The organism is Flavobacterium gyeonganense, from assembly GCF_029625295.1.
In the GTDB taxonomy this organism is placed as follows: Bacteria; Bacteroidota; Bacteroidia; order Flavobacteriales; family Flavobacteriaceae; genus Flavobacterium; species Flavobacterium gyeonganense.
The window spans coordinates 3,505,534-3,527,537 of the sequence record NZ_CP121112.1 but is presented as its reverse complement, the minus strand read 5'-3'; the positions used below and the strand labels follow the sequence as shown (position 1 = coordinate 3,527,537).

The following is a 22,004-nucleotide window of genomic DNA, read 5'->3' as shown; positions in this document are numbered from 1 at the left end:
ATGCTTTCTATCCTCATTCCTACCTACAATTACAATGTTTATAATCTGGTTTTAGAATTACACAAACAATGTATGGAATTAGGGATTATTTTTGAAATTATTGTAATTGATGACGGATCGAACTCCCAAACGAATGAAACAAATAATCAAATCAATTTATTAAAAAATTCTACTTTTATTCCTTTAAATAAAAATATAGGACTGAGCTCAAACAGAAACCTGCTAGCTTCTAATACAAATTACGAGAATCTGCTTTTTATTGACGGAGATTCTGTAATTATTAATCCAAATTATATTAAAAATTATATTAACGCCATTCAGGATTTTGATATTATTTACGGAGGTCGGGTACATCCTGAAACCGTTAATTCTTCCAAACAAAAATTACGCTGGAAATACGGGAGAATGGTAGAAGACAAACCAGCCATGCAAAGAAATTCGGCCTTATACAAAACATTAATGTTCAATAATACATTAATAAAAAAAAGTCGTTTTAATGAAATAAAATTTGATTCAAATCTTACTAAATACGGACACGAAGACACTCTTTTTGCTTACCATGTAAGTCTGTTACAATTTAAAGTAAAACATATAGACAATGCTATTGAACATGGAGATATTGATGAAAGCAAGGTTTTTATTTCTAAGATAAAAAATGGTTTGGACAATTTGATATCAATTGATGAATCTAATAAAATTGACCCGGATTTTGTTAAAATATTAAAACTGTATCATTTTTTAAAAAAATACAATCTAAATTTCGCTTTAAACGTATTTTATAAACTATTAAATAAAATGATACACAGACAACTCATTTCTAAAAATCCTTCTCTTTTTTTGTTTAACCTATATAGAATAGGCTATGTTTGTTCATTAAAAAAATAAAAAATGCCTTTTTTTCAATTGTTATTCCAGTATACAACAAAGCAAATTATATTGAAAACACCATAAACAGTGTTTTCAACCAAACTTTTACTGATTATGAAGTCATTATAATTAATGACGAGTCTACTGATGACAGTGAAGTTGTTATACAAAAGTTTAATGATAAAAGAATTCAATTATACAGTCAAAAAAACCAAGGAGTCTCTGTTGCCAGGAATCTTGGAATTGAAAAATCTACAGGAAAACTCATTGTATTCCTGGATGCTGACGATTACTGGTTTCCAAATCATCTTGAAGAATTAGCATATATACATGATAATTTCCCTGATTGCGGAATGTACTGTTCTCGTTATAAAATACAAACAGCAAAAAATCACTTTCAAATTCCATATTATAACGGAATAGAACAATCTTTTAGGGGAATTGTGGCAGATTATTTTTTTTCTAACCGTCCTTTCAGAATTACCTGGACCTCAAGTTTAGCTGTTCCCAAAAAAATTTTAGATGAAATTAGAGGATTCACTCCCGGGGTAACAAATGGTCAGGATTTAGAATTATGGACAAAAATTGGGATAAACTACAATGTTGCCATTACCAATAAAATTACTGCTATATACAACTTTCATATTCCTGACAGTCTTGCTAAAAACAATGTCGGTTTAATGAAATTGATGGATTTTGAGCAATTCAAAATAGCAGAGCAAAAAAATCCTTCTCTTAAAAAGTTTCTTGATTTATATAGAATAGAATACGGTCTTCGTTATTATATATTTGGCTATAAAGACAAAATGAAATTTTATTTACAAGATATTGAAAAGGAAAATCTTGGTTTAAAAATTCTGCTTTTATTAAGTTTACCTTCTTTTATTTTACGTTTGTTTCTTAAATTAAAAAAACGGTTAAAAAAAAACGGCTTTAATTTTTCTATTTACGAGTAGAATAATTCTTAAATTGATCAAAATCCCTGATGTAATCGTCTTCAATATAAACCTCAGATGCAACCACCAGACAAACAGATCCTGACGAAAAATTCTGAAGTTCCCTCCAAATTCCTGAATTGATTAACAAGCCTTCATAAGGTTTATTTAAGGTAACGATTTTTTCTTCCTTTCCATCATTTAAAACCACATCAAAACTTCCGCTAAGGGCTACTAAAAATTGTTGAAGATTTTTATGAGCATGACCACCACGTTCTGCTCCGCTTGGCACATCGTATAAATAATAAACCCTTTTAATATCAAAAGGAACCGTATCATTTTCTATTACGGAAAGATTTCCGCGACGTTCTTCGATTTTAGGGATTGCTATAATTTGGATATTCATATTACGAATATATATTAATTCCCATTAAATCCAGCCACTGTTTCCCTATTTTTTCAATTGAAAACTGCTGTACGCTTTTTAAGGAATTACTTTTACAATGCTGACACAAAATTGTGTCTTCAATTAACAAATTCATTGCCTCAGTAAGTTTTTCAAAATTTTGATTTTCCACCAGCAAACCATTTTCTTTGTGGATAATAATTTCATTTGGTCCTGAAACACAATCAAATGAAACTACTGGCGTCTGACATGCCAACGACTCTATTAAGGTCATTCCAAAACCTTCATATTTGCTGCACAAAACTAAAAATAATGCATTCTTAAAATATTTATAGGGATTACTTTGAAACCCTTCAAAATAAACCTTGTCCTGCATACCAGTTCTAATAGTTGTAATTTTATAAAAATCCTTAAGTTCTCCGTCACCTAACAACACTAGAGAAATTCCTTTTTTAGGCAAAATAGAATTAGAATAAGCCGTAATTAGTTTATCAAATTGTTTTACATTTTGCGAATCAAATCTTCCTGCTGCAATTATGTAAGGGAATTCTAAATCCGTATATTCTAAAGATTTAGTTTTGATATTCTCAATATCAATCGGATTATTAATCGTAATAGCATTTTTTATATTAAACTTTGCTGTTACTAAGTTTTTTATTTCTTGCGAAACACAAACTATACTATATTTTTTATTGCAAATTGATTTAGTCAATAAACGAGAACTTGGCAAATAGGTTTTCAATCGTGAACTATGAACCGTATAAATTGTTTTTTTGTTATAAACCCATTTGGACCAAACATATTCCTGAAGAGGCTTTATACGGTATCTAAAATCAATAATATAGTCGAATTGATTATTATTTATATATTTCTTAAAAAATAAAAACAATTTTAGTTTTCCTAATATTCCTTTATTCTCTATTTTCATTTTTCCAATATTCACTAATTTTCCCGAATAAGGATATGAAATAGCATCAACAAAAAGAATATTATGGATTTCTATATTTTTATTTCCAAAATAAACAGACAATGAAGACATAACCTTTTCCAATCCGCCATCGTTTAAACGATAACCAACTAATGCAATCTTGTATTTCTTATTTTGTTTTGTCATTCACTAATGCTATTTTAGTCGCTAAATATAATGTTTTATACCAAGTCATGCAAAATCTTCCATTGGTCAGTATTATTTGCCTGTGTTACAATCACGAACAATTTGTAGTTGAATCATTAAATTCGGTTTTAAATCAAAACTATGAAAATATTGAACTAATAATTGCTGATGACTGTAGTACTGATAATTCAAAACAAGTTATTCAGGAGTGGCTAAAAAATCATGCTGGAGTGACTTTTGTTTCAAACGAAACCAATTTAGGAAATACCAAAACTTTTAATAAAGTACTACAGCTTGCAAAAGGAGATTATATAATTGATTTAGCCACTGATGACATCTTATTGACTGATTGTGTTGAAAAACAAATAAATACTTTTCTAAATTCTGAAAAAAAAATTAGGCATTGTGTATGGAAATGCTGAAGTTATTTCAGAAAACAATACTCATATTCGCTATTATTATGAACTTGATGAAGATAAAAAAACATTAATAAAGCCAGCCACCGGAGATATTTATTTAGCCATGCTAAGTCAAAGCAGTATGATTTGTTCTGTTTCTTCAATGGTAAAACGAGAAGTTTTGGACGAACTCAATGGGTACGATGAAAACTTGGCTTATGAAGATTTAGATCTTTGGATCAGAGCATCCAGAACCTATAATTTTGAATTTATTGATGCTGTTTTGATTCAAAAAAGAGAACTCGAAAATTCATTAGGAAATCAATTTTTTAAAAAATTTAATTCCCGTACAAAAAAGATAAATTACTCATCTTATCTGGTAATCAGAAAAGCCATTTCATTAAATAAAACTAAAGAAGAAAATAAAGCGCTTTTAAAAAGACTTCATTATGAGATGATAAAGGCGTACAAAACCAATGATATTTTATTGTTTTTTAAATACATTCCTTTAGAACTAAAATTAAGATTCAGCTAAATTAAAAGCTTAAAAATGACTGAACAATCAGAAATTCTCAATTATTTAAAAACAAAATCATTAAACCTAAGTTTTATTGATAAATTAAAGGTTACTTACAGACCTTTAATTTGTCCTTTCGGTCTTCTTCTGAAATATGTTGAAAAAGATAAATCTGTTTTTGATATTGGTTGTGGATCTGGTCAGTTTTGTGCCCTTATTGCAAAATTTACCGCTGCAACTAGAATTCATGGAATAGAAATTTCAGAAAAACTTGTATCTAATGCAAGAGCAATAAATCAGGAATTTGAGGATAATAAAAAAATTACTTTTGAAGTTTTTAATGGCAGTATCATTCCTGACGGAATCAATCAATATAAAATTATATATATGATTGATGTGTTACATCATATTCCTAAAAATAAACAAGAATATTTTTTAAAGGAGATATATTCAAAAATGGCTTCCGGAAGCAGACTTATACTCAAAGATATAGATGCCGGTCATCCGTTTGTGCATTTTAATAAAATACATGACCTTGTATTTAGCAAAGAAATCGGAAATGAACTAACTTTGCAATTTGCAAAAAATATGGTTGAGTCTATAGGGTTTAAAATCATAGAAAAATTCAACATAACAACATTTATATATCCTCATTATTTTTTAATTCTGGAAAAGTGAAAACTATACATTATAAAGTTCTTTTTTTTATTATCCTTGCTTTTTATTGTCTTTTTTTCAGTCAGTTTGGAATGGAAAATTGGGATACAGGATACATTCCGAGTTTTTCCTGGCGTGTAATTAACGGTCAGGATATCTATCAGGATTTCATTTATAAAGGACCGCCTGTAACCATCTATTTTCATGCCTTTTGGATGAAAGTACTTCCTGTTGAAGGTCAGTTTTATTGGATAAGGATTGTCAATTATCTGTTATTTGCTATTCAGGTATATTTTATCTTATCTGCATTTGATTTCTTTTATAAATTTAAAAATTACGGTATCAGTAAGTGGATGTTAATGATTCCTTGCTATATCATTTCTATTCATAATTTCCCGCCATATCCCTGGCCAACAACAGACGGATTATTTTTTGCCTCCATTGCTTTTTGGATATTTGCGAAAAACAAATCAGATTCTTTTAGCCTTTTAATATTTATTGCTTTTTTCAGTCTGTTGTCTGCCTTTACAAAACAATCTTTTTATTTGATTCCATTGGGATTTTTAGTCTGTATTTTTATCAGATCAGGAATAAAAAAATCATTTCTATTCGGACTCCTGCTATTCTTTTTTGTGGGGATATACCTCTTATGGATTAGTAGTTTTACAGCCATTTCAAATTATCTGGAACAGACCTCAAATCAAACCAGTTTAGTTGATTTATATCAATCCGGAATTGCTAATTATATTCATTGCTTTAAAAACAAATGGATATTATTATTTGTTGCAGTTTTTCCAATATTGCCCGGTTATTTTACAAAAAAAACAGATACATTTTTTTTACAAGAATATTTTAGATGGTTAATTATTACTTTTTCAATAACTACTGTCTTATATCATCTGTTTCAAAATGAAAGAGATGCTTCTATGATCTTTTTTGTTTCCTGTTCTTTAATCGTAATTTATTATTATTTCTTTGTACAAAAAAACATCCAATTTATAAGCCCCATTCTCTTAGGATTGTTATTTGCCTGGTCATCGGCTATCAGTGTTGGTTATCCTTTTCCTATGCTGTTTTCTACAGGAATGATTGTTTCTTTTATCGTATTATTTTATAAGGAAATTCCAAAGTTTAGATACTCTAAACTTATATATTACTCCGTTATAACCGGAGTTAGTCTTGTTTCATTTGCCTCTAACAGAAATCCGTACAGAGATAGTGCTTTAGAAAATTTAAATTATTCTTTGGCAACAATTTCCCCGAAGCTGAAATATATTAAAACTGACCGGGAAACTTTTGAAAAGCATAATGAACTGAAACAACTCATAAAAAAATACGGAAAAAATTTTATTGTTGCTCCGGGATCTCCTATGTCTAATTATATATTTGATAACCAGAGTAAATTGCCTGCAGATTGGATAATTACAAATGAAGTGATGGGAAGAGAGTCTCTGTTTATAAGATTAGCAGCAAAACAAAAAAGCTATATCTTTATCGAAAAAGAATATGTTATTGACAAACCTTATATTCATTATATGATTTTGTACAGCGGCATTACATCTTTTTTTTATGAAAATTTCAACAAAATTGACGAAACCAAACATTACCTAGTTTACAATTCATTACGCCATGATAAAAAACTACCTTAAACTCATAAGGGCTGAGCAATACATTAAAAACTTGTTTGTTTTTGCACCGCTTTTTTTTGGCAGGGAATTATTTGATAAACTTATGTTTCTCACTGTGTTTTCAGCATTTATCTGCTTTTCATTTGCAGCTAGCAGTATTTATATCATTAATGATTATTTTGATATAACAGAAGATAAAAACCATCCTGAAAAATGCAAACGTCCACTAGCTTCTGGTGTCATAAAAGTTAAAAATGCTTTTATAATGATGGTTATACTTATTTCTATTTCCCTTGGATTAGCCAGTCAAATTTCGAGGGATTTATTTTTAATTTTAACAATCTACTTTATAATAAATTTATTTTATTCTAAATGGCTTAAACACATTGCCATTCTTGACATCAATATTATCGCAGTTGGGTTTATTTTACGAATTCTTGCCGGAGCAGTGGTATGCGGGATTTCTCCCTCTGTATGGATCCTATTAATCACTTACTTGCTGGCTATGTTTTTAGGTATTGCTAAAAGACGAAGTGATGTCATCCTGGCTGAGAATGGAAATGAAGTAAGAAAAAATATTGAAGGATATAATTTAGCCTTTATCGATACCGTTTTAGGAATTTTAACTTCTGTTATTATTGTATGTTATATTTTCTATTGCATTTCTCCCGAAGTACAAGTTCAATACCACTCCAACCTGCTTTATTTATCCATAATTTTTGTTCTGAACGGTATGGTTCGTTATTTAAAATTAGCAATTGTAGACAAATCTTCTTACTCTCCTACCAAAATAGTTCTGAACGACAAATTCATTCAGATCACTATTTTGTGCTGGGTCTTATTAATGGGATATTTAATTTATTACAAAAAGTAAATTGAAAACACTCGCTCTTTTTGATTTCGACGGTACGCTTTATAAAAAAGACAGCCTTATTGGATTTACAAAATATTATAAGGGGAATGCTGTTTTTTATAAAGGAATACTAACACTACTTCCTTTCCTGTTAGGCATGAAATTAGGCATACTATTTAATGAAAAAACGAAAAAAAGATATATGACGCATTTTTTTAAAAATGAAGAGTATTCCGTTTTCAAGAAAAAAGCAGAATTATTTGCTCTTACCAAAATTGAAAAAGACCTGAATCCGCAAATTTTATTGTATTTAAAAAATCATTTAAATTCAAAACATGATGTTTATATTGTAACAGCATCTTTTCCTGAATGGATAGAACCATGGAGCAAAAAATATAATATCAAAGTAATCGGAACCAGGCTAGAAGTGCTTAATAATATAATTACAGGAGAATTCAATTCTAAAAATTGTTACGGCAAAGAAAAAGTAAACCGAATAAATGAAGTTCTTGATCTGGAAAAATTTGATACGATTTATGTTTATGGTTGTGGCAAAGGTGATCGGGAAATGCTTGAATTAAAGAAATGATCCATATCCATTATTATAACTCACATCTTTTTCTAAATGCAACAATAGCTGTTTATCTTCACCTAAATAAGAAAATAATATTCGAAACAGATTGACATTGGATTTTAATTTATCGTCATATTCTATATGTTTTTTATCATTCCATTTAATAGCTATTAAATTTCCAAAAATAGAATTCAGCATCTTTTGATCTTTTATCTGAAGCATTTCTTTCAGGCTTTCAATTCCTACCCATCCACCATGATCTGCTGCAATAATTATAATTCCGGAAGGATCTTTTTCATTTATTAATTTGATGGTCTCTTTCAAAAATAAGTTAGCCTCCTCAATTTTAGCCAGATATCTCTTTTTTTCAATATCCTTACCTGCATTTTTAAATTCTACATGATGAGGCAACATCCTCTCTATAAAAAAGAATTTTGGGTTGTCTGTGTCGTCCTAAAATAACTATACAGATTATAATTTTAAAATTATGATATATAATATCTGATAAAAAACACGTTTTACCTGACATTTTTTTATATTTGAAACTAAATGGCTTTATCTTTGAGCCTTAAGAAAACTAACACTCATTATGGAACAGAAAATACATCAGGGAAGAAATGTAAAACGTTTTAGAGAAATGCTCGGCATCAAACAGGAAGCACTGGCTTATGATCTGGGAGATGACTGGAACCAGAAGAAAATTTCTATCCTGGAACAGAAAGATGTCATTGAAGATGTTCTTCTTAAACAAATCTCGAATTCTTTAAAAATACCTGTCGAAGCTTTTCAAAATTTTGATGAGGAACAGGCAATAAATATTATTTCTAATACATTTCATGATACTCAAGGCTTAATAAATTACAATCCAACTTTCAATAATAATCCAATCGACAAATTGATTCAGCTTCACGAAGAAAAAATCGCACTATATGAGCGCATGCTGAAAGAGAAAGATGAAATGATGGCAAGACTTGAAAAACTAATCAGTAAATAACCCCGTTGTTTTTCGAAGTATTCTTTACTAAACATTGTCACGTCTGTGAACTGCTGAATTTTTACTTACAACAGTTAACCATTTATAAAGTACACTAAAACAAGTTTGATAAATAAAAAACCTCGCAAATTGCGAGGTTTTACTTTTTATATACTTTAAGTACCCGTTCATATATGCCGCTATAACGCTTTTTGGCAGTTGGATGCCCACCGATAAACCTTGAAACAAATACAATTATCAAGACATTCACGGAAAAAGTCGGGATACTTTTATCCTATTTTACGGTTTTCAAGAACTTTTAAAAATCCGCAAAGTCATGAGACTCTGCGGAGCGGGGGCTTGGATGAATCATCCTATACTCAGCAATTCTTTTTTAATAAAAAACCATCTACCGTTCTTTTTTTTAAAATAATATTTACTATGTGACATACTTATACCTAATATTTTTTTGACTTCTATACTTGCCAAGTCATTATCAATCCTGAAATTTGAAAATTTTACAAATAAAATACTACTATCTAAGTTATTAACTTTGAAAATTTCAATAATATATTTTGATCTGAAATTAAGTATTTCATTTTTACTAATTTTAAAATTTACAAATTTATTTTCTTCTTTACTTATTAAACTTTCAGTAGTAATTGAGTCTAATAAGCCAATTTTAATTTGCTTTTTTTTAGCAGGTTTATATAATTTTAAAATCATCTAACGAAACTGAAGAACTTGATATTTTGCTATCAAAAGACTCTATTGAATCTAATAAAACATTTATATTTTGAACTATTAATTCTTTTCCATTTTCTACCATTCCGTTTTGCTTTTTACAACTACAGAATAACAAGAAACCTATTATCCATAATATTTTAAAATTTCCAATCATATATTACTGATATTTTTGATGAATCTTTAATACTTAAAACTTGCCCAAAAACTCTCCCTTCAAACTCTCTTCCAGCTTCCATTCTATTAACCAAACTAGGTAAACCATTCCAATGTCTCATATAATGAACTAATTCATGTAAAACGGTCATGCCTGCGAAAAAAGATGTTCCATTAACGTTTTCTACTATTTTTAATGCTCTTGATCTATACCCAGCTGTATCTATACCGGATACTATATCTTGATTAATATGCACATTTTTAGGATCGATTTTAGAAAAAAACTGACCATATTCCTCTGTACCACCAACTTTTACTACACTCAAAAGCTTTCTTAATGATAACAATTTTAATATTTTTTCATTAGAATAACCACTATACAATGCCAAAGATTCCAAAACAGATAGATGATCTATTACATAAGATTTTAATTTTCTTAATGTTTTATATAGTCCAGGCCATTTTTTTCTATTTCACTTTTTAGCTGTATTGCCTGGCTTAATTTTTTCACCTGCATGATTTAATAAACTAACTGTAAGTCCAATAGCCGCACCTTCCCAAAAGTTACCGCCTTGCAAACTGCTGGTTACTCCTCCCGCTACAATCCCAAACAAGGCTTGCCCCGATATACTCTTACCAAATGAACCTGTCGCCATACCAAACCCTCCAGAAGCAATACTGCTAATAGCTGCTGTTATGAATGACTGTCCTGCATACCTCCATTTACTTCTTGAATAATACCCTAGATCAATACCTGTGGTATCATGAGCATAAGGCTAATCTTAGTTTGTGTAGGGTTAATGCAACGACAGAAAGTCTGCTAACAACCAAACGTGCATCATAAACTTGCTAATTTTCCAGTACCAAAGGAACTTTATTAGAATTTATCTCTTTATCATAAAGCTTATATCCCATTTGTTTCAAACTATCAAGTGTTTTTGAATTTAAAAATTTAACAGCTGATTCTTTTTCTTTATTTGGGTAATTAATTCCAATACTTAACTTTTCAGTTTTATAACTTTTCAATTCCCAATTACAATATTTTGAAATTTCTATATGTAAATTCATTGGCAATTTAATTTTTATACTTTCTCCAGATTTTAATAAAATTAAATCTTTTACTCCTATACTTTCTTTCTTTTTATTCCAAAGCTCGTAACTTTCCTCTAATTCGACATCTCTTTCGGCAATACAATTTTCTGAAATCCAATGTCTTTTCTCATTATTAAAATTATATCCAACTTTATAAATGAAAAAAAATCTATTCTGATCACTGGAAAGTTCATATTTCCATTTTTCACTTTCAGGTGAATTGATTATCGGCAAGTAATAATTTAATGTAGTTTTATTACTTATTTTCAAATTGATAAAAGAATTGTCAACTATAGACTTATCTGTTATTATAAATTCAATGTCTCTACTCATTTCTTTTTTTGAAGCACAAGAATGTAAAAGTAAAAACAAAAAAGAAGTTAGTATTATAGTTTTCATAATTATCTTTATTTAATTAGATTTAAATAATTATTGTACTTCTGACTGTTAAAGTTAGGAGACCCCATACTTTGTTCCCAACCATAAGCCTTAACTTCCGAATAAGCCCGACCTTTGATTAAACCGTATGTATTAATCCAATTAGCGTAACTTCCATTTACATAATCGGTAACATGATTTAACTCGTGACCGACTACACTACCTAACTGTCTTATAGAATTTAGAACACTATTTTTAATTAATATTTTACCTAAGGATCTTACTGTGTATTTACCTTCAGCACCTGATCGTTCAAACAAAGCTTTACCATCTGAATTACCATCAAGTGCAAGTCGTTTTTCAAAACTTGGAGACCCTGCGGATTTATACAAATCTGGAAAAACTTTCGATGCAAATTCAGCTATTTCTTCATTACTCCAATTTAAATATGGATCATCATCCAATATTTTTCCATAACCACCGTCTCTAATTGCTTTTTCTAACAATGTTTGCTCTTGAATATTTTTACTAATTTTATGCATTGCATGATTCAGCAAACCTACTGTAAGTCCAATAGCTGCACCTTCCCAAAAGTTCCCTCCTTGCAAATGGTTAGTAACTCCCCCAGCAACTGTACCAAATAATACTTGCCCAACACCGCTGCCTCCAAATGAACCCGTTGCCATACCAAACCCTCCTGAAGCAACACTGCTAATGGCTGCCGTTATAAATGACTGTCCAGCATCACCACCGCTCACCCCTTGTATAATACCCTGCGCTATACCATGCATCAAAGCCTGGGGTATAGTCAGCATAAGATCTATTTGTAATTGGGTCAGAGTGGGTGCTGCGGTACAAATTGCTGTACTTGCACTACCTATAACACTACCAATCCCAGCACTTACCATACCGCTTATAGCCCCTACCAAAATACTTTTGGTCAAACCACCCCAGGTTATAGCGGTACCATTGTAAAGTGATATACCTACATAGCTTACTCCCGCAATTACAGCTCCAATAATAGCAGCTGTGACCAAAGTAGCAGTCGTAATTACCTCATTACCATCGTAATCAACATACATTAACGGATTGTTTAATGCATAAGCATAGCGATTGTAATTTTGCGGATTACCGGGGTCTGAAATAAGTGCATCAGCTGATAGGAACGTGTGTAATACAGGATCATACAAACGGGCATTCATGTGAATGATTCCTACAGAGAAAAAGTGCTCATGTCCTGTATACCCTCTGTCTGTTAATAATTCAAAATCAACATTATTAAAGGTGCTTGGGCTTACTTCAACCTCATTTTTATATTGCTTTTTGATGAGTCCCCAGGCATCAAACTGTCTTCTTTCTTTGATGACACCTCCATTGCCTGAAATAGCCAAAATAGTACCCTGATAGTCCCTATGCAAATATAAATATTCCTGGGTAGCCTGTGCATAATTGCCGCCTGTTTTCGTATAAGTCTTTTCAAGTGCCACTGAGGCATCATAGGGCGATCCTGCAATGTAAGTGACAAACTGCAGGCTTTGATTTTGTTTTTCTATAAGCTCTACCGCAGATATCCCGGAGTAATATTTCGTTTTGGCTACTGTACCTGCCTCCGTGGTTACAACTGATTTACTTCGTGAATTGTCAAGGTTGTATTCAAAATCTACTTTGCCACGGTTAGCTTCTGTAATGTTCATAGGGTTTTTAAACATATCATAACTTACCGTTTGTGGGGAACGGTTGGTATAAAAAGCAAGCCCGGCACTGTTAAGTGTCGCCGATTTTTTTCGGTAACGATTACCGGACTCATAATCGTAAGTTCCTACCTGAGCATTGTTTTTTATACGACCGTCTGTTTCATAAGAGGTGTTTACCGTGCCTGTAGGGTCTGTCCATGATACGAGCCTGTCACTATTATCGTAAATAAAACTTTCGTTCCAGCTTAGAACTCCTGTAATATTATTTTTTCGTGAGTTAAGGATTCCCCGGGTAGTATCAAACTCATATACCAAATTGAGTGCTGTTGTGTTTGTACCAATATGTTTGGCTGTTTCAAAATAGCCAAAATTATCGTACTTGTTTGTGATTTGCATACCATTTCCAAATGAAACTGTCAATGCCTGCATCTTCTCATTGGCCGTATTGAGTTTCCACAATACAGATTGCGTGCCGGCATCTTTATATTGCTCTATCATGCCATTGTAACTATTATACCCATATTCAATGGTATTGTTCCCATTGTTTATTGTATTGTCAGCAGTAAGATAAGAGTACGTATTTTCAGTCAACACTCTCCCGTACCCATCATAAGTAAACGTTTTTTTGTGTGTAAGATTATCAGGCGTTGTCTCTGTATTACTAAGAATCTGATAATATGGACTATAAGTAAAATCATAAGTGAAACCTTTGCTGTTAATCGTACCGGTTTCGCTAGTTACAAATCCTTTTGAATCATAACTGTAATTATTTTCCTGATTGGTATTCTGACCTACAGTCGTTTTCTTAATTAACTTTCCGGTTGGACAATATTCAAAAGTTATCGTTCCTGTTGGGGTGGTTTCGGTAAGTATTTCACCGAAATTGTTGTACGTTTTGGAATAAGCAATATTGCTTACTGAGGGATCGCGCATATATATCTGCCTGCCCCAACCATCATATTTCATAGTTATGGTATGGTTGCCGTAAATGGTTTCTTTCAGATTTCCACTAGCATAATAAGTATATTTTAATGTTTCACCATTATCCGTTTGCTCTATTTTGTTACCATTGGCGTCATTAGTGGTTGTAACTGTTTTTGTACCGTCTGAAGTTGTTGCTGAAAGCCCATCGTAAGAAATACTAATTTGCTTGTTGGTGTAGAGCAACTGTGTTGTTGGCCTGCTCAAATAATCATAGGTAATGGTATTGACTTTTGAAAAATTCGCGGTTGCCAAAGTTGGGGAACTGTCCAGATAAGGTTCGGACTCTTTTACCTTTCTGCCCAGAAAATCGTATTCGACTGATTTAGATACAAAAGTGTTTGCTGCAAATCCAAGTTTAGTTGTTTTAACTTCACGTCCATAAACATCATAAAAGATGCGACTAAAATCGCCTGGTGTATTACTTGTAGTAGTAACACTATAACCACCTGTAAAACGTACATATACAAAAGACTGTATTTTTGCAGTTGCTGAAGCCCCTGTGATAGTATTACGAGTTAGCTTACCCCAGTTATCAAATTCTGAAACAGTTTCTACGTTCAGATAATTTTTGCTTTTTATTTGTTGGCCCAGCTTATTATATTCAAAAGTAGTTTCATACCCTTCGTTATCTGTCTTCTTAACTACAAAACGCCCGTTAGCATCATATACATCTGTGACCTTACGGCTTGTAACTCCCGCAGCAGAAATGGTTTTCTGAGTGACATTTCCAAATCCATCATATACATAATCTGTATTGACATAATCTGTATTATGCCCTTTCTTTTGTGTTTGTTTTACCAAATTAGGGACTGCAGGGTCATAGTTGTATTTTTCTTCAGAGGTAAAAACATCACCGTAGGCACTTACTGATTCATTTTTTTGAATCAGTTTTCCTATGCAGTAATTAATTCCCGCAGCATTTGGATTATTGGAATAGGTATTTGTAACTGATGTGGTTGCAACGCCATTATTTTCGACGCTTTTCGTGATATTTTCAAACTCATCATACTCAAATGAAGTATCAGAAAAGGTTCCTGATATTAAATCTTTAGTAGAAGTTTTTGAAATGCGTAATGCAGATACCTTATTTGCTTTATCCACTTTTGTGTAATTGTAATCCTTTCGACTTAAATAGTCTTCAATTGTAGCATTGTCTGTTTGTGGGATGCTTTGTGTGAGTACTGTTTTAAAAACACCGTTAGTGCCAGTAGCTTTGAAACCCGGTTTAAGAGTAATTGAGTTAACCGCTATAGCAGTCATGGCATTGTTAAGAGCAGTATTTAAAGTTAGATCACCTGGGTTTGTATAATTTGTGCCCTCAATATTTTTGTTCGAAAGCGAGAAGGATTTTGATGTAAATTCTCTTATTACCGCACCATTTAACTGTGGAGATGTAACAGCTATTGACCAAATTTTATCCGTATTTTGGTCATTATACCAGCTACTACGTGCTACTTTTTTAAATCCAAGTACGCCTAACCCCTGTGAATGTGTAACTAAACCAAAATATTTAAACTGTTGTATTTTGCTTTGATTGTTGGCCGTTTCCGTTAATTTATCAACCACCCGCATAGTAGGCACTGTAATCAATTCTGCAAAAGGATAAATTTCGGAATTGGAAGAATAATAAGTATCATCTGCAGTGCCAAGACCTGTACCAGGTACTAATTTTTGATACGATATATCTTTAACTATAGCACCACCTGCTTCAGTAACCTTTATAAGTGTAGCTTCCTTTGATAAATCTTTATTAAAATTGCCTTTCCATACTTGTTTGCCCTGCATGAATACAAAATTGCTGTAAGCAGTATAGTTTCTATAATTCCCAATTAGTAAATCTATAGGAGTTTCATAACCATAATTTGAGTTAACAGATATTTCAATAGCTGTTTCAAATACAGGTTTTGCAGTTAGACTTCCTATGTTTTTTCTAACTATAAAACGACCTCTTCCATCTCTGTCACACCCACTAATTCCTATCCTCACACATAATGTTTCATATTCCTGAATGATAAAATCACTTTTGCCATCTTTATCTAAATCTGCTGCACGATAACTTCTATTTACTCTCTTATTGGCTGTTGGCGCACCCTCCCAATATGGATCATATAATTCAAAGTTAGAATAATACGTATTGATAAAAGAACTCCCTGTCGATTGTGACAAATTCCAGTCTGATGATCCATCCGAAATTGGCATCATAATATCGGTCTTACCATCACCATTGAAGTCTCCGAAAACAATCTGATAATCCTTATTATAATATGCAAATGTCCCTTCTGCTAGAATTTCTATTTGTGTCCAGGGAGCAACAGCGAGTTGTTTAAATCCAATAACTTTATACGTTTTATCCTCGTTTGTAATTAAAAGATCTGATTTACCGTCACCATTGAAATCAATTACATTTATTTTACTTTTATAGTGCGCTAAATAATTCCTTAATGGAATTTCCATATCCAAATTCACAAAACCTCTTGTTCCAGGTGCTGTAGGTGCTTTTTCATTTAAATCAAATAAAAAATAGTTGGTTGTACCTGGACAACTCATAGTCTCAGTACAACCAATACCATTAGCATTTGGAGTGAAATTAACAGAACAAGTTCTTCCTTGACTAAGGAGCACTTCTGAGACACCATCTCCATTAAAATCGCCTTCAGCAATAAATTTACCCGGAATAGGTGTGTAAGAACCTGGTAAAAAACAAGGATCTGTACCAAAGCCTCCGTTAGGAACGTTACCATTGAAATAAATAGGTGCTCTATAACTATTTTGAAAATTTTTAGTCTGTTTTAAAATAATTTTTTTAGTTAGAGGGTCATAATCATAAATATTAAAAGAAAAAGAATCAGAACCTCTTCCAGAATAATAAGTTACTATTGACTGAAATTGATTTAATTTATTATTGGACACGGTATTTGCTGTAAAATAATTTTTACCAAGACTAAAAGGAATACCAGTCCAGGTACTATTGTTATCAATAGGGTTCAAATATACTTTGCTATCGGTCACGAAATCCTGTTCGCCATTGCCGTCAAAATCTCCACTTAATTTTACATTTGCTAAATCATTATCTGTAACTCCTTCGTATTTTACTATTGGTGCAAAACCATCAGCTGTTGTCTCATAATTAAAAACTATAGGATTTGCATTTTCATTAGCCCCATTACTTTCAACAATGTTTTTTACACGTTGGTAATTTCCAGAAATTGTTTCGTGATTTAAAGTATATTTTCTAAATAATTGACCTCCGGTAGACACACTTACATCACTTAATATTTTGTTTACTTCTACTTTTAGGTCATCAAAATTCAGATAGGAGTATTCAGCTCTTAACCTTTCTTTATAAGTAAAAACTATTTTATTTTCATAACCTGACGCGACATTTATATTATTACCCCAGCTAATTGTTTTGATACGCTGCGTATTGTTTTCAATTTCATAAGTATAATCTATATAATTGCCCTGAGGATCAATCCAACGATTGATCATCCAATTCATTAATCCTCTCGAGTCTGTTGTACCTCCATAGTATGCTTTAGATCCATCAACAAATGTGATTGTAAAACTTTGAGGCGATACAAATAATAGGGAAAGCTGACCGCTTGATTCAATTTTTAAATTAGTATAGTTTTCTGTTTGATAAGAGGTTCCATCTGCACCATAGGCACCTGTTTTTTCTATTAATCGTTGTCCATCTAAAGCATACCGATCTAAATTATCGAAATCAACGGGGTCAATTAAGCCATCAAGATCTATTCTTGAGGCTACACGGCTTATAGATGATATTCCAACGATATTCCAACCCATCCCTGCCAGTCCTTGCACACTCGATCCATTATAAGTTAATGCCACTTGTGGTGCCACATCTTTTATACCCGGAGGTAACGCTATGGGTACTTTATATGTTGGTGTTCCCGAATTAGAAATTTGTAATTCGCCTTTAGTGTCGGGTGTAAAATTTTGTGAAAAAGAAAAATGTGTAGCTAAAAGAAAAATGAAAAAGTAAAATTGTTTCATATTACAGTTTATTGCTTGATAATTTTAAATGATTTTGGGGTACCTGATTTGTAGTTGACTAAAATAACATACACCCCTGACGGATATGACTGAAACAAAATATTCTGGGTATTTGATTTTTAGTTCCCTGGAACGTTTTTAAAACCTGCCCAGTAAGTGAGAAAAGCTGAATTGAAGTGACATAATTGTCATCTGTTAACTCCCATTTTAAATACAGTTCTTCTTTTACCGGATTGGGATAGTAGGAAATCATGTCCTCTCCTTCGATTTTTTCAAGGTCTTCTTCCACAATGGCTTCTATTTCCTTTACTTGTTTGCCTGTTTCTGGCGGGCAGTTGACACACAATATCCTGCTAATTTGATTGCCGGCGTTATCGTAACTAAATTTAATCTTCGTTTGGTTTTGGGCATTGGACAATAGGGAAAACGCCAACACCAATAGTGTAGTATAATATTTCATTAAACTGATTCTTTTAAAGTGATAAGCTTATTTTTTTGGGGCAGCTAGCAACAGCTTCATCTGAGATTTTAGCTCTTCTATTTCTTTATTCTGCTGAATTAAATAAAGTGTAAGTTCTTCGATTTTTTCCTGCTGAATTTTTGCCATTTCTCCAAGTTCCAAGCCTTTTTCAGTAATTTCTTTGGCAGATGGTACATTAGGCAAATGACCATTTTGAGCGATGTACTCCTCTACTTTTGTAAGTGGTTTCAAATCATAGTTTTTTGCAAAAACATAATCAGCCCAGGTGTTGTAAACTTTTACTTCTTCTGCCCTTACTTTTCCTTTTACTGAAAGTTTGTAGGTATCTGAACCGTCTATGAAGTTTGAAGTACCTATGCCTAAATTTGTGTCGACATATACAGCTCCTTCAAATTTTGAATTACCATTTTTTACCATAAGCTTATAGGGTACTGGCCATGCTTGTGTACCTCCAACAGTAAAATAGGATTCAGGTTTATTTAATGTTAAAAATGCCGATTCTTCATTTTCATACACTTCAAGAACTATTTTTTGTGCCCTATCACATAGTCGAAAATTACTATCTCCATTGGTTCTCGCATTATGCCTTAATCTGTTATTACCATTACGATCCACTATTGCTAGCAATGTTTGAGCCTTAGGAAAAATATTAGAAGGTGGTGCATCGAAAAAAGTTAATAATCTCTCACTACTCGTTGTTGTTGAATTTTCTCGCAGTGTTCCAATATTTAATAATATACTTTTTTCCCAAACATCATCGCTATTTAAAAAAGTATAAGTAGTATTAATGGCAGGAAATCCTGCAATTTCAAGTTTGGCCTTTGGGTTATTTACACCAATACCTACATTCGTATTTGTAGTTGAACTATTAGGCAATATACTTGCCGCTCCTCCTGCACCAGTACTAATTTGTGCATGTAAAGTTGTGTTGAAAAAAAGTATTCCAAAAAGTAGTATTGTAATTTTATTTTTCATTGCCTGATTTGATTATTTTAGGGATAAGTTTTCTAAGTTTAAAATCATTTTTTAGAAGCCAATAAAGCTTTAACCTGAGCTTTTAATTCTTCCATTTCTTTGTTCTGTTGTATTAAATACAGCTTTTTGTTCTTCAAGTTGCTTATTCTGCTGAATTAAATACAATGTAAGTTCTTCGATTTTTTCCTGCTGGATTTTTGCCATTTCTCCCAGTTCCAGCCCTTTTTCGGTAATTTCTTTTGCAGAGGGTACATTTGGTAAATGACCATTTTGAGTGATGTACTCCTCTACTTTTGCAAGTGGTTTCAAATCGTAGTTGTTTGCAAAAACATAATCAGCCCAGGTGTTGTAGACTTTTACTTCTTCTGCCCTTACTTTTCCTTTTACAGAAAGTCTATAAGTATCCGGGCCGTCTGTAAAGTTTGAAGTTCCGATGCCCAAATTTGTATCCACATATACGGTTCCTTCAAATTTTGAATTACCATTTTTTACCATCAATCTATACGGTATCGGCCAGGCTTGTGTGCCACCAATTGTCAAATATGAATCAGGCTTCGGCAAAGTTAAAATTCCTGCCTCATCATTTTCATACACTTCAAATACAAGTTTTTGAGCTCTATCGCTAAGTGTGAAATTGCTCCAACTATTTGCCCTTGCCGTATGTCTTAATCGATTAGCATCATTTCTATCTTCTATAGCTAACATAGTTTGAGCATTAGGATAAATATTAGACGGAGGGACATCATAAAAAGTTAATAATCGGGCTTTACCTACCGGACTAGAATTTTCCCTCAAGGTTCCTATATTCAATAAAAGGCTTTTAGAAAAAGAATCTCCTGCATTTAAAAAAGTATATGTAGTATTAACAGCTGGAAATCCGGCAATTTCTAATCTACCTGAAGGTTCAGTAGTTCCTATTCCTACATTCGTATTTGTAGTTGTACTATTAGGCAGTACACTTGTTGCCCCACCAGATCCGGTACTAATTTGTGCATGAAGAGTTGTATTTAAAAAAAGAATTCCAAAAAAAAGTAGTGTAAATTTATTTTTCATTTTGTCTGAATTTATTTATTTTAAAGCAGTGCAATATTAATAAATAAAGAAGGAATTATTCTTAATAAAAAAATCTAAAATTGAAAAATATTTTTTTGTTTAAAAAAGAATAAAAAATTATTATAAATATAATTTTAGAAGAAAAAAAATGACTATTGACTTACAAAATGATGCGATTGTTTAATATTCTATACACCCACATCTATCACAAATGATAATTCTAAGAACCTATCCAAACAAACTTTTCCTAAAATAAAAAGCTAAACCCAACAGGTAAATAAAATTATCTAAAGCCTGAGCCATAACGATTCCCTGTATACCGAATACTACAACAAAATAATGACTCAAAAAATACAAAACAGTAAGTGAAGCTATTTCTGAAAGAATAAAAGCTTTAGTCATTTTTTTTGCAAAAAACTGAAATCCTAAAACCCATGCTGCAGATTTTAGAATATCGCCCGTTAATTGCCAAAAAAACAAAGTCGTAACCGGCAAAAAATCAGGAGTAAAGAGGAATTTTACAATAAAAAACCGGGCAAAATAAATAACGGTTACTGCAAGTACAAATAGTGGTAAAATATTTTTATAAAAAGTCAGGAAAATACTTTGTGTCTCTTTGTTATTTTTGGCTATTGACAATTTCGGAAAAAAATACACACTTAAAATTGTCGTAATAAACATCATATAATAAGTTGAAATCCTGGTCATCGTTTCCCAAAAACCGGCTTGCTCCAATCCAACCACATCAATTACATTTTTTCGAATGACCAAATAAACCAATGGTCCTAACACAGAGGAGACCAAAGCCATAAGGGAATATGATGATAATTTTTTTATAGTATCAAAATCAAAATTGCGAAATTTAATTATTGATGAAAGACTAAGCTCTTTGCTGATGAAGTAAAACGTAACAAAAAACAATAATGAAGGTGAAATTACTATCGAAAGCAAAGCTCCCAGGGTTTTATAATTCCAAATCATATAAACTGAAACCAACAAACCTATTGCATTCCCTGTGATGTTTATCCAAATTACTTCCTTAAACTTTCCCAGGCCATTAATAACTGAAAGCAAAAAAACCGAAATTGCATACCAGGGTAACACTAAAGCTATCGCTTTAAAAATTATTTGATAATCAAAATTATTTCCAAAAATTTGTCTGTTCCAAAACCCTGCTAAGAAGAACAAAATAAAGCTTGAAACAACAGCAACAAATAATAAGCTGATAAATGCCGTCGCAATTATTTTTTGAAGTTGTGATTTATCATTTTTGTGTTCTGCTACATATTTTACAACCCCATTTTGAAAGCCAAGAGTCGTAATACTTTCTAACGATGATGAAAAATTTCGAAGATTGCCGACCAAAGCCATTCCGCTGGGACCAACAAAAACAGCCAGTAATTTTGAGGTAATCAATCCTATCCCAATTTTCAATAATACACTCAGACTGTTTAAAGAGGTAATTTTAAACAGATCTGTTTCTATTATTTTTTTTATAGGGTTCAATT

The 22,004-nt window shown here is 31.9% G+C and carries 21 protein-coding genes; 9 read left to right on the top strand and 12 right to left on the bottom strand.

The genetic code is table 11. From position 1 onward, the window contains the following. The gene (locus tag P5P89_RS15245) at positions 1 to 885 is read left to right on the top strand and encodes a glycosyltransferase family 2 protein (RefSeq protein ID WP_278009108.1); all 885 of its coding nucleotides are present in this window, start codon (positions 1 to 3) and stop codon (positions 883 to 885) included. Then, entirely contained in the window at positions 867 to 1,823 is a 957-nt protein-coding gene (locus tag P5P89_RS15240) for a glycosyltransferase family 2 protein (protein ID WP_278009107.1), read from the top strand. Before P5P89_RS15245 ends, P5P89_RS15240 begins: the two co-directional genes overlap by 19 nt. On the opposite strand, the gene P5P89_RS15235 is transcribed toward P5P89_RS15240, so the two are convergent. Next, the gene (locus P5P89_RS15235; protein ID WP_278009106.1) at positions 1,810 to 2,208 is read right to left on the bottom strand and encodes a sugar 3,4-ketoisomerase; all 399 of its coding nucleotides are present in this window, start codon (positions 2,206 to 2,208) and stop codon (positions 1,810 to 1,812) included. The two genes, P5P89_RS15240 and P5P89_RS15235, sit on opposite strands and share 14 nt — an antisense overlap. 1 nt (position 2,209) lies before the next feature. Beyond that, positions 2,210 to 3,322 carry a glycosyltransferase gene (locus tag P5P89_RS15230; RefSeq protein WP_278009105.1) on the bottom strand — a complete coding sequence of 371 codons (1,113 nt, stop codon included), beginning with the start codon at positions 3,320 to 3,322 and terminating at the stop codon, positions 2,210 to 2,212. Positions 3,323 to 3,369: 47 nt separating this feature from the next. Here P5P89_RS15230 and P5P89_RS15225 point away from each other — a divergent pair, with 47 nt between their 5' ends. The 6 genes from P5P89_RS15225 (at position 3,370) to P5P89_RS15200 (ending at position 7,964) form a co-directional block, all read left to right on the top strand. Further along, positions 3,370 to 3,744: a glycosyltransferase family 2 protein gene (locus P5P89_RS15225; RefSeq protein ID WP_278009104.1), complete on the top strand. Its 375-nt coding sequence runs from the start codon at positions 3,370 to 3,372 to the stop codon at positions 3,742 to 3,744. After that, a complete protein-coding gene (locus tag P5P89_RS15220) occupies positions 3,728 to 4,255 on the top strand; it encodes a glycosyltransferase family protein (protein ID WP_278009103.1) in 528 nt (175 codons plus the stop codon). Before P5P89_RS15225 ends, P5P89_RS15220 begins: the two co-directional genes overlap by 17 nt. 15 nt (positions 4,256 to 4,270) lie before the next feature. Then, the gene (locus tag P5P89_RS15215; protein WP_278009102.1) at positions 4,271 to 4,915 is read left to right on the top strand and encodes a class I SAM-dependent methyltransferase; all 645 of its coding nucleotides are present in this window, start codon (positions 4,271 to 4,273) and stop codon (positions 4,913 to 4,915) included. A gap of 71 nt (positions 4,916 to 4,986) precedes the next feature. Beyond that, positions 4,987 to 6,543 carry a hypothetical protein gene (locus P5P89_RS15210; protein WP_278009101.1) on the top strand — a complete coding sequence of 519 codons (1,557 nt, stop codon included), beginning with the start codon at positions 4,987 to 4,989 and terminating at the stop codon, positions 6,541 to 6,543. Continuing rightward, a complete protein-coding gene (locus tag P5P89_RS15205) occupies positions 6,524 to 7,396 on the top strand; it encodes a decaprenyl-phosphate phosphoribosyltransferase (RefSeq protein ID WP_278009100.1) in 873 nt (290 codons plus the stop codon). Before P5P89_RS15210 ends, P5P89_RS15205 begins: the two co-directional genes overlap by 20 nt. Before the next feature lies 1 nt (position 7,397). Further along, positions 7,398 to 7,964, top strand: a complete 567-nt coding sequence (locus tag P5P89_RS15200) for an HAD-IB family hydrolase (protein WP_278009099.1) — start codon at positions 7,398 to 7,400, stop codon at positions 7,962 to 7,964. Here P5P89_RS15200 and P5P89_RS15195 read toward each other — a convergent pair. Then, positions 7,953 to 8,363 (bottom strand): hypothetical protein, encoded by a 411-nt coding sequence (locus tag P5P89_RS15195; RefSeq protein WP_278009098.1) that lies wholly within the window; start codon positions 8,361 to 8,363, stop codon positions 7,953 to 7,955. The genes P5P89_RS15200 and P5P89_RS15195 overlap by 12 nt on opposite strands. Positions 8,364 to 8,538: 175 nt before the next feature. On the opposite strand from P5P89_RS15195, the gene P5P89_RS15190 reads away from it, so the two are divergent. After that, positions 8,539 to 8,943, top strand: coding sequence for an XRE family transcriptional regulator (locus P5P89_RS15190; protein WP_278009097.1), 405 nt, complete (start codon positions 8,539 to 8,541; stop codon positions 8,941 to 8,943). 348 nt (positions 8,944 to 9,291) lie between these two features. On the opposite strand, the gene P5P89_RS15185 is transcribed toward P5P89_RS15190, so the two are convergent. The 9 genes from P5P89_RS15185 to P5P89_RS15145 form a co-directional block, all read right to left on the bottom strand. Next, positions 9,292 to 9,648: a hypothetical protein gene (locus P5P89_RS15185; protein ID WP_278009096.1), complete on the bottom strand. Its 357-nt coding sequence runs from the start codon at positions 9,646 to 9,648 to the stop codon at positions 9,292 to 9,294. A 158-nt stretch (positions 9,649 to 9,806) separates the two neighbouring features. After that, complete coding sequence (locus tag P5P89_RS15180; protein ID WP_278009095.1) at positions 9,807 to 10,220, bottom strand: hypothetical protein; 414 nt, start codon at positions 10,218 to 10,220, stop codon at positions 9,807 to 9,809. Between the two features lie 75 nt (positions 10,221 to 10,295). Next, entirely contained in the window at positions 10,296 to 10,478 is a 183-nt protein-coding gene (locus P5P89_RS15175) for a hypothetical protein (protein WP_278009094.1), read from the bottom strand. 193 nt (positions 10,479 to 10,671) lie between these two features. Then, positions 10,672 to 11,313, bottom strand: coding sequence for a hypothetical protein (locus P5P89_RS15170; protein WP_278009093.1), 642 nt, complete (start codon positions 11,311 to 11,313; stop codon positions 10,672 to 10,674). A gap of 8 nt (positions 11,314 to 11,321) precedes the next feature. Continuing rightward, the gene (locus tag P5P89_RS15165) at positions 11,322 to 17,987 is read right to left on the bottom strand and encodes an RHS repeat-associated core domain-containing protein (RefSeq protein ID WP_278009092.1); all 6,666 of its coding nucleotides are present in this window, start codon (positions 17,985 to 17,987) and stop codon (positions 11,322 to 11,324) included. A gap of 58 nt (positions 17,988 to 18,045) precedes the next feature. Continuing rightward, positions 18,046 to 18,447 carry a T9SS type A sorting domain-containing protein gene (locus tag P5P89_RS15160; protein ID WP_278009091.1) on the bottom strand — a complete coding sequence of 134 codons (402 nt, stop codon included), beginning with the start codon at positions 18,445 to 18,447 and terminating at the stop codon, positions 18,046 to 18,048. Positions 18,448 to 18,474: 27 nt separating this feature from the next. Further along, positions 18,475 to 19,443: a hypothetical protein gene (locus tag P5P89_RS15155; protein WP_278009090.1), complete on the bottom strand. Its 969-nt coding sequence runs from the start codon at positions 19,441 to 19,443 to the stop codon at positions 18,475 to 18,477. A gap of 69 nt (positions 19,444 to 19,512) precedes the next feature. Then, on the bottom strand, positions 19,513 to 20,496 hold the full coding sequence (locus tag P5P89_RS15150) for a hypothetical protein (protein WP_278009089.1): 984 nt from the start codon (positions 20,494 to 20,496) through the stop codon (positions 19,513 to 19,515). Between the two features lie 228 nt (positions 20,497 to 20,724). Further along, a complete protein-coding gene (locus P5P89_RS15145) occupies positions 20,725 to 22,002 on the bottom strand; it encodes an O-antigen translocase (RefSeq protein WP_278009088.1) in 1,278 nt (425 codons plus the stop codon). Between the last annotated feature and the right edge of the window lie 2 nt (positions 22,003 to 22,004).

Bases quoted from the DNA above. Each gene is read 5' to 3' on its own strand.
- P5P89_RS15245 (WP_278009108.1), top strand. From the start codon at position 1: ATGCTTTCTATCCTCATTCCTACCTACAATTACAATGTTTATAATCTG.
- P5P89_RS15235 (WP_278009106.1), bottom strand. From the start codon at position 2,208: ATGAATATCCAAATTATAGCAATCCCTAAAATCGAAGAACGTCGCGGA.
- P5P89_RS15230 (WP_278009105.1), bottom strand. From the start codon at position 3,322: ATGACAAAACAAAATAAGAAATACAAGATTGCATTAGTTGGTTATCGT.
- P5P89_RS15225 (WP_278009104.1), top strand. From the start codon at position 3,370: ATGCAAAATCTTCCATTGGTCAGTATTATTTGCCTGTGTTACAATCAC.
- P5P89_RS15215 (WP_278009102.1), top strand. From the start codon at position 4,271: ATGACTGAACAATCAGAAATTCTCAATTATTTAAAAACAAAATCATTA.
- P5P89_RS15210 (WP_278009101.1), top strand. From the start codon at position 4,987: ATGGAAAATTGGGATACAGGATACATTCCGAGTTTTTCCTGGCGTGTA.
- P5P89_RS15205 (WP_278009100.1), top strand. From the start codon at position 6,524: ATGATAAAAAACTACCTTAAACTCATAAGGGCTGAGCAATACATTAAA.
- P5P89_RS15195 (WP_278009098.1), bottom strand. From the start codon at position 8,363: ATGTTGCCTCATCATGTAGAATTTAAAAATGCAGGTAAGGATATTGAA.
- P5P89_RS15190 (WP_278009097.1), top strand. From the start codon at position 8,539: ATGGAACAGAAAATACATCAGGGAAGAAATGTAAAACGTTTTAGAGAA.
- P5P89_RS15185 (WP_278009096.1), bottom strand. From the start codon at position 9,648: ATGATTTTAAAATTATATAAACCTGCTAAAAAAAAGCAAATTAAAATT.
- P5P89_RS15175 (WP_278009094.1), bottom strand. From the start codon at position 10,478: ATGGCGACAGGTTCATTTGGTAAGAGTATATCGGGGCAAGCCTTGTTT.
- P5P89_RS15170 (WP_278009093.1), bottom strand. From the start codon at position 11,313: ATGAAAACTATAATACTAACTTCTTTTTTGTTTTTACTTTTACATTCT.
- P5P89_RS15165 (WP_278009092.1), bottom strand. From the start codon at position 17,987: ATGAAACAATTTTACTTTTTCATTTTTCTTTTAGCTACACATTTTTCT.
- P5P89_RS15160 (WP_278009091.1), bottom strand. From the start codon at position 18,447: ATGAAATATTATACTACACTATTGGTGTTGGCGTTTTCCCTATTGTCC.
- P5P89_RS15155 (WP_278009090.1), bottom strand. From the start codon at position 19,443: ATGAAAAATAAAATTACAATACTACTTTTTGGAATACTTTTTTTCAAC.
- P5P89_RS15150 (WP_278009089.1), bottom strand. From the start codon at position 20,496: ATGAAAAATAAATTTACACTACTTTTTTTTGGAATTCTTTTTTTAAAT.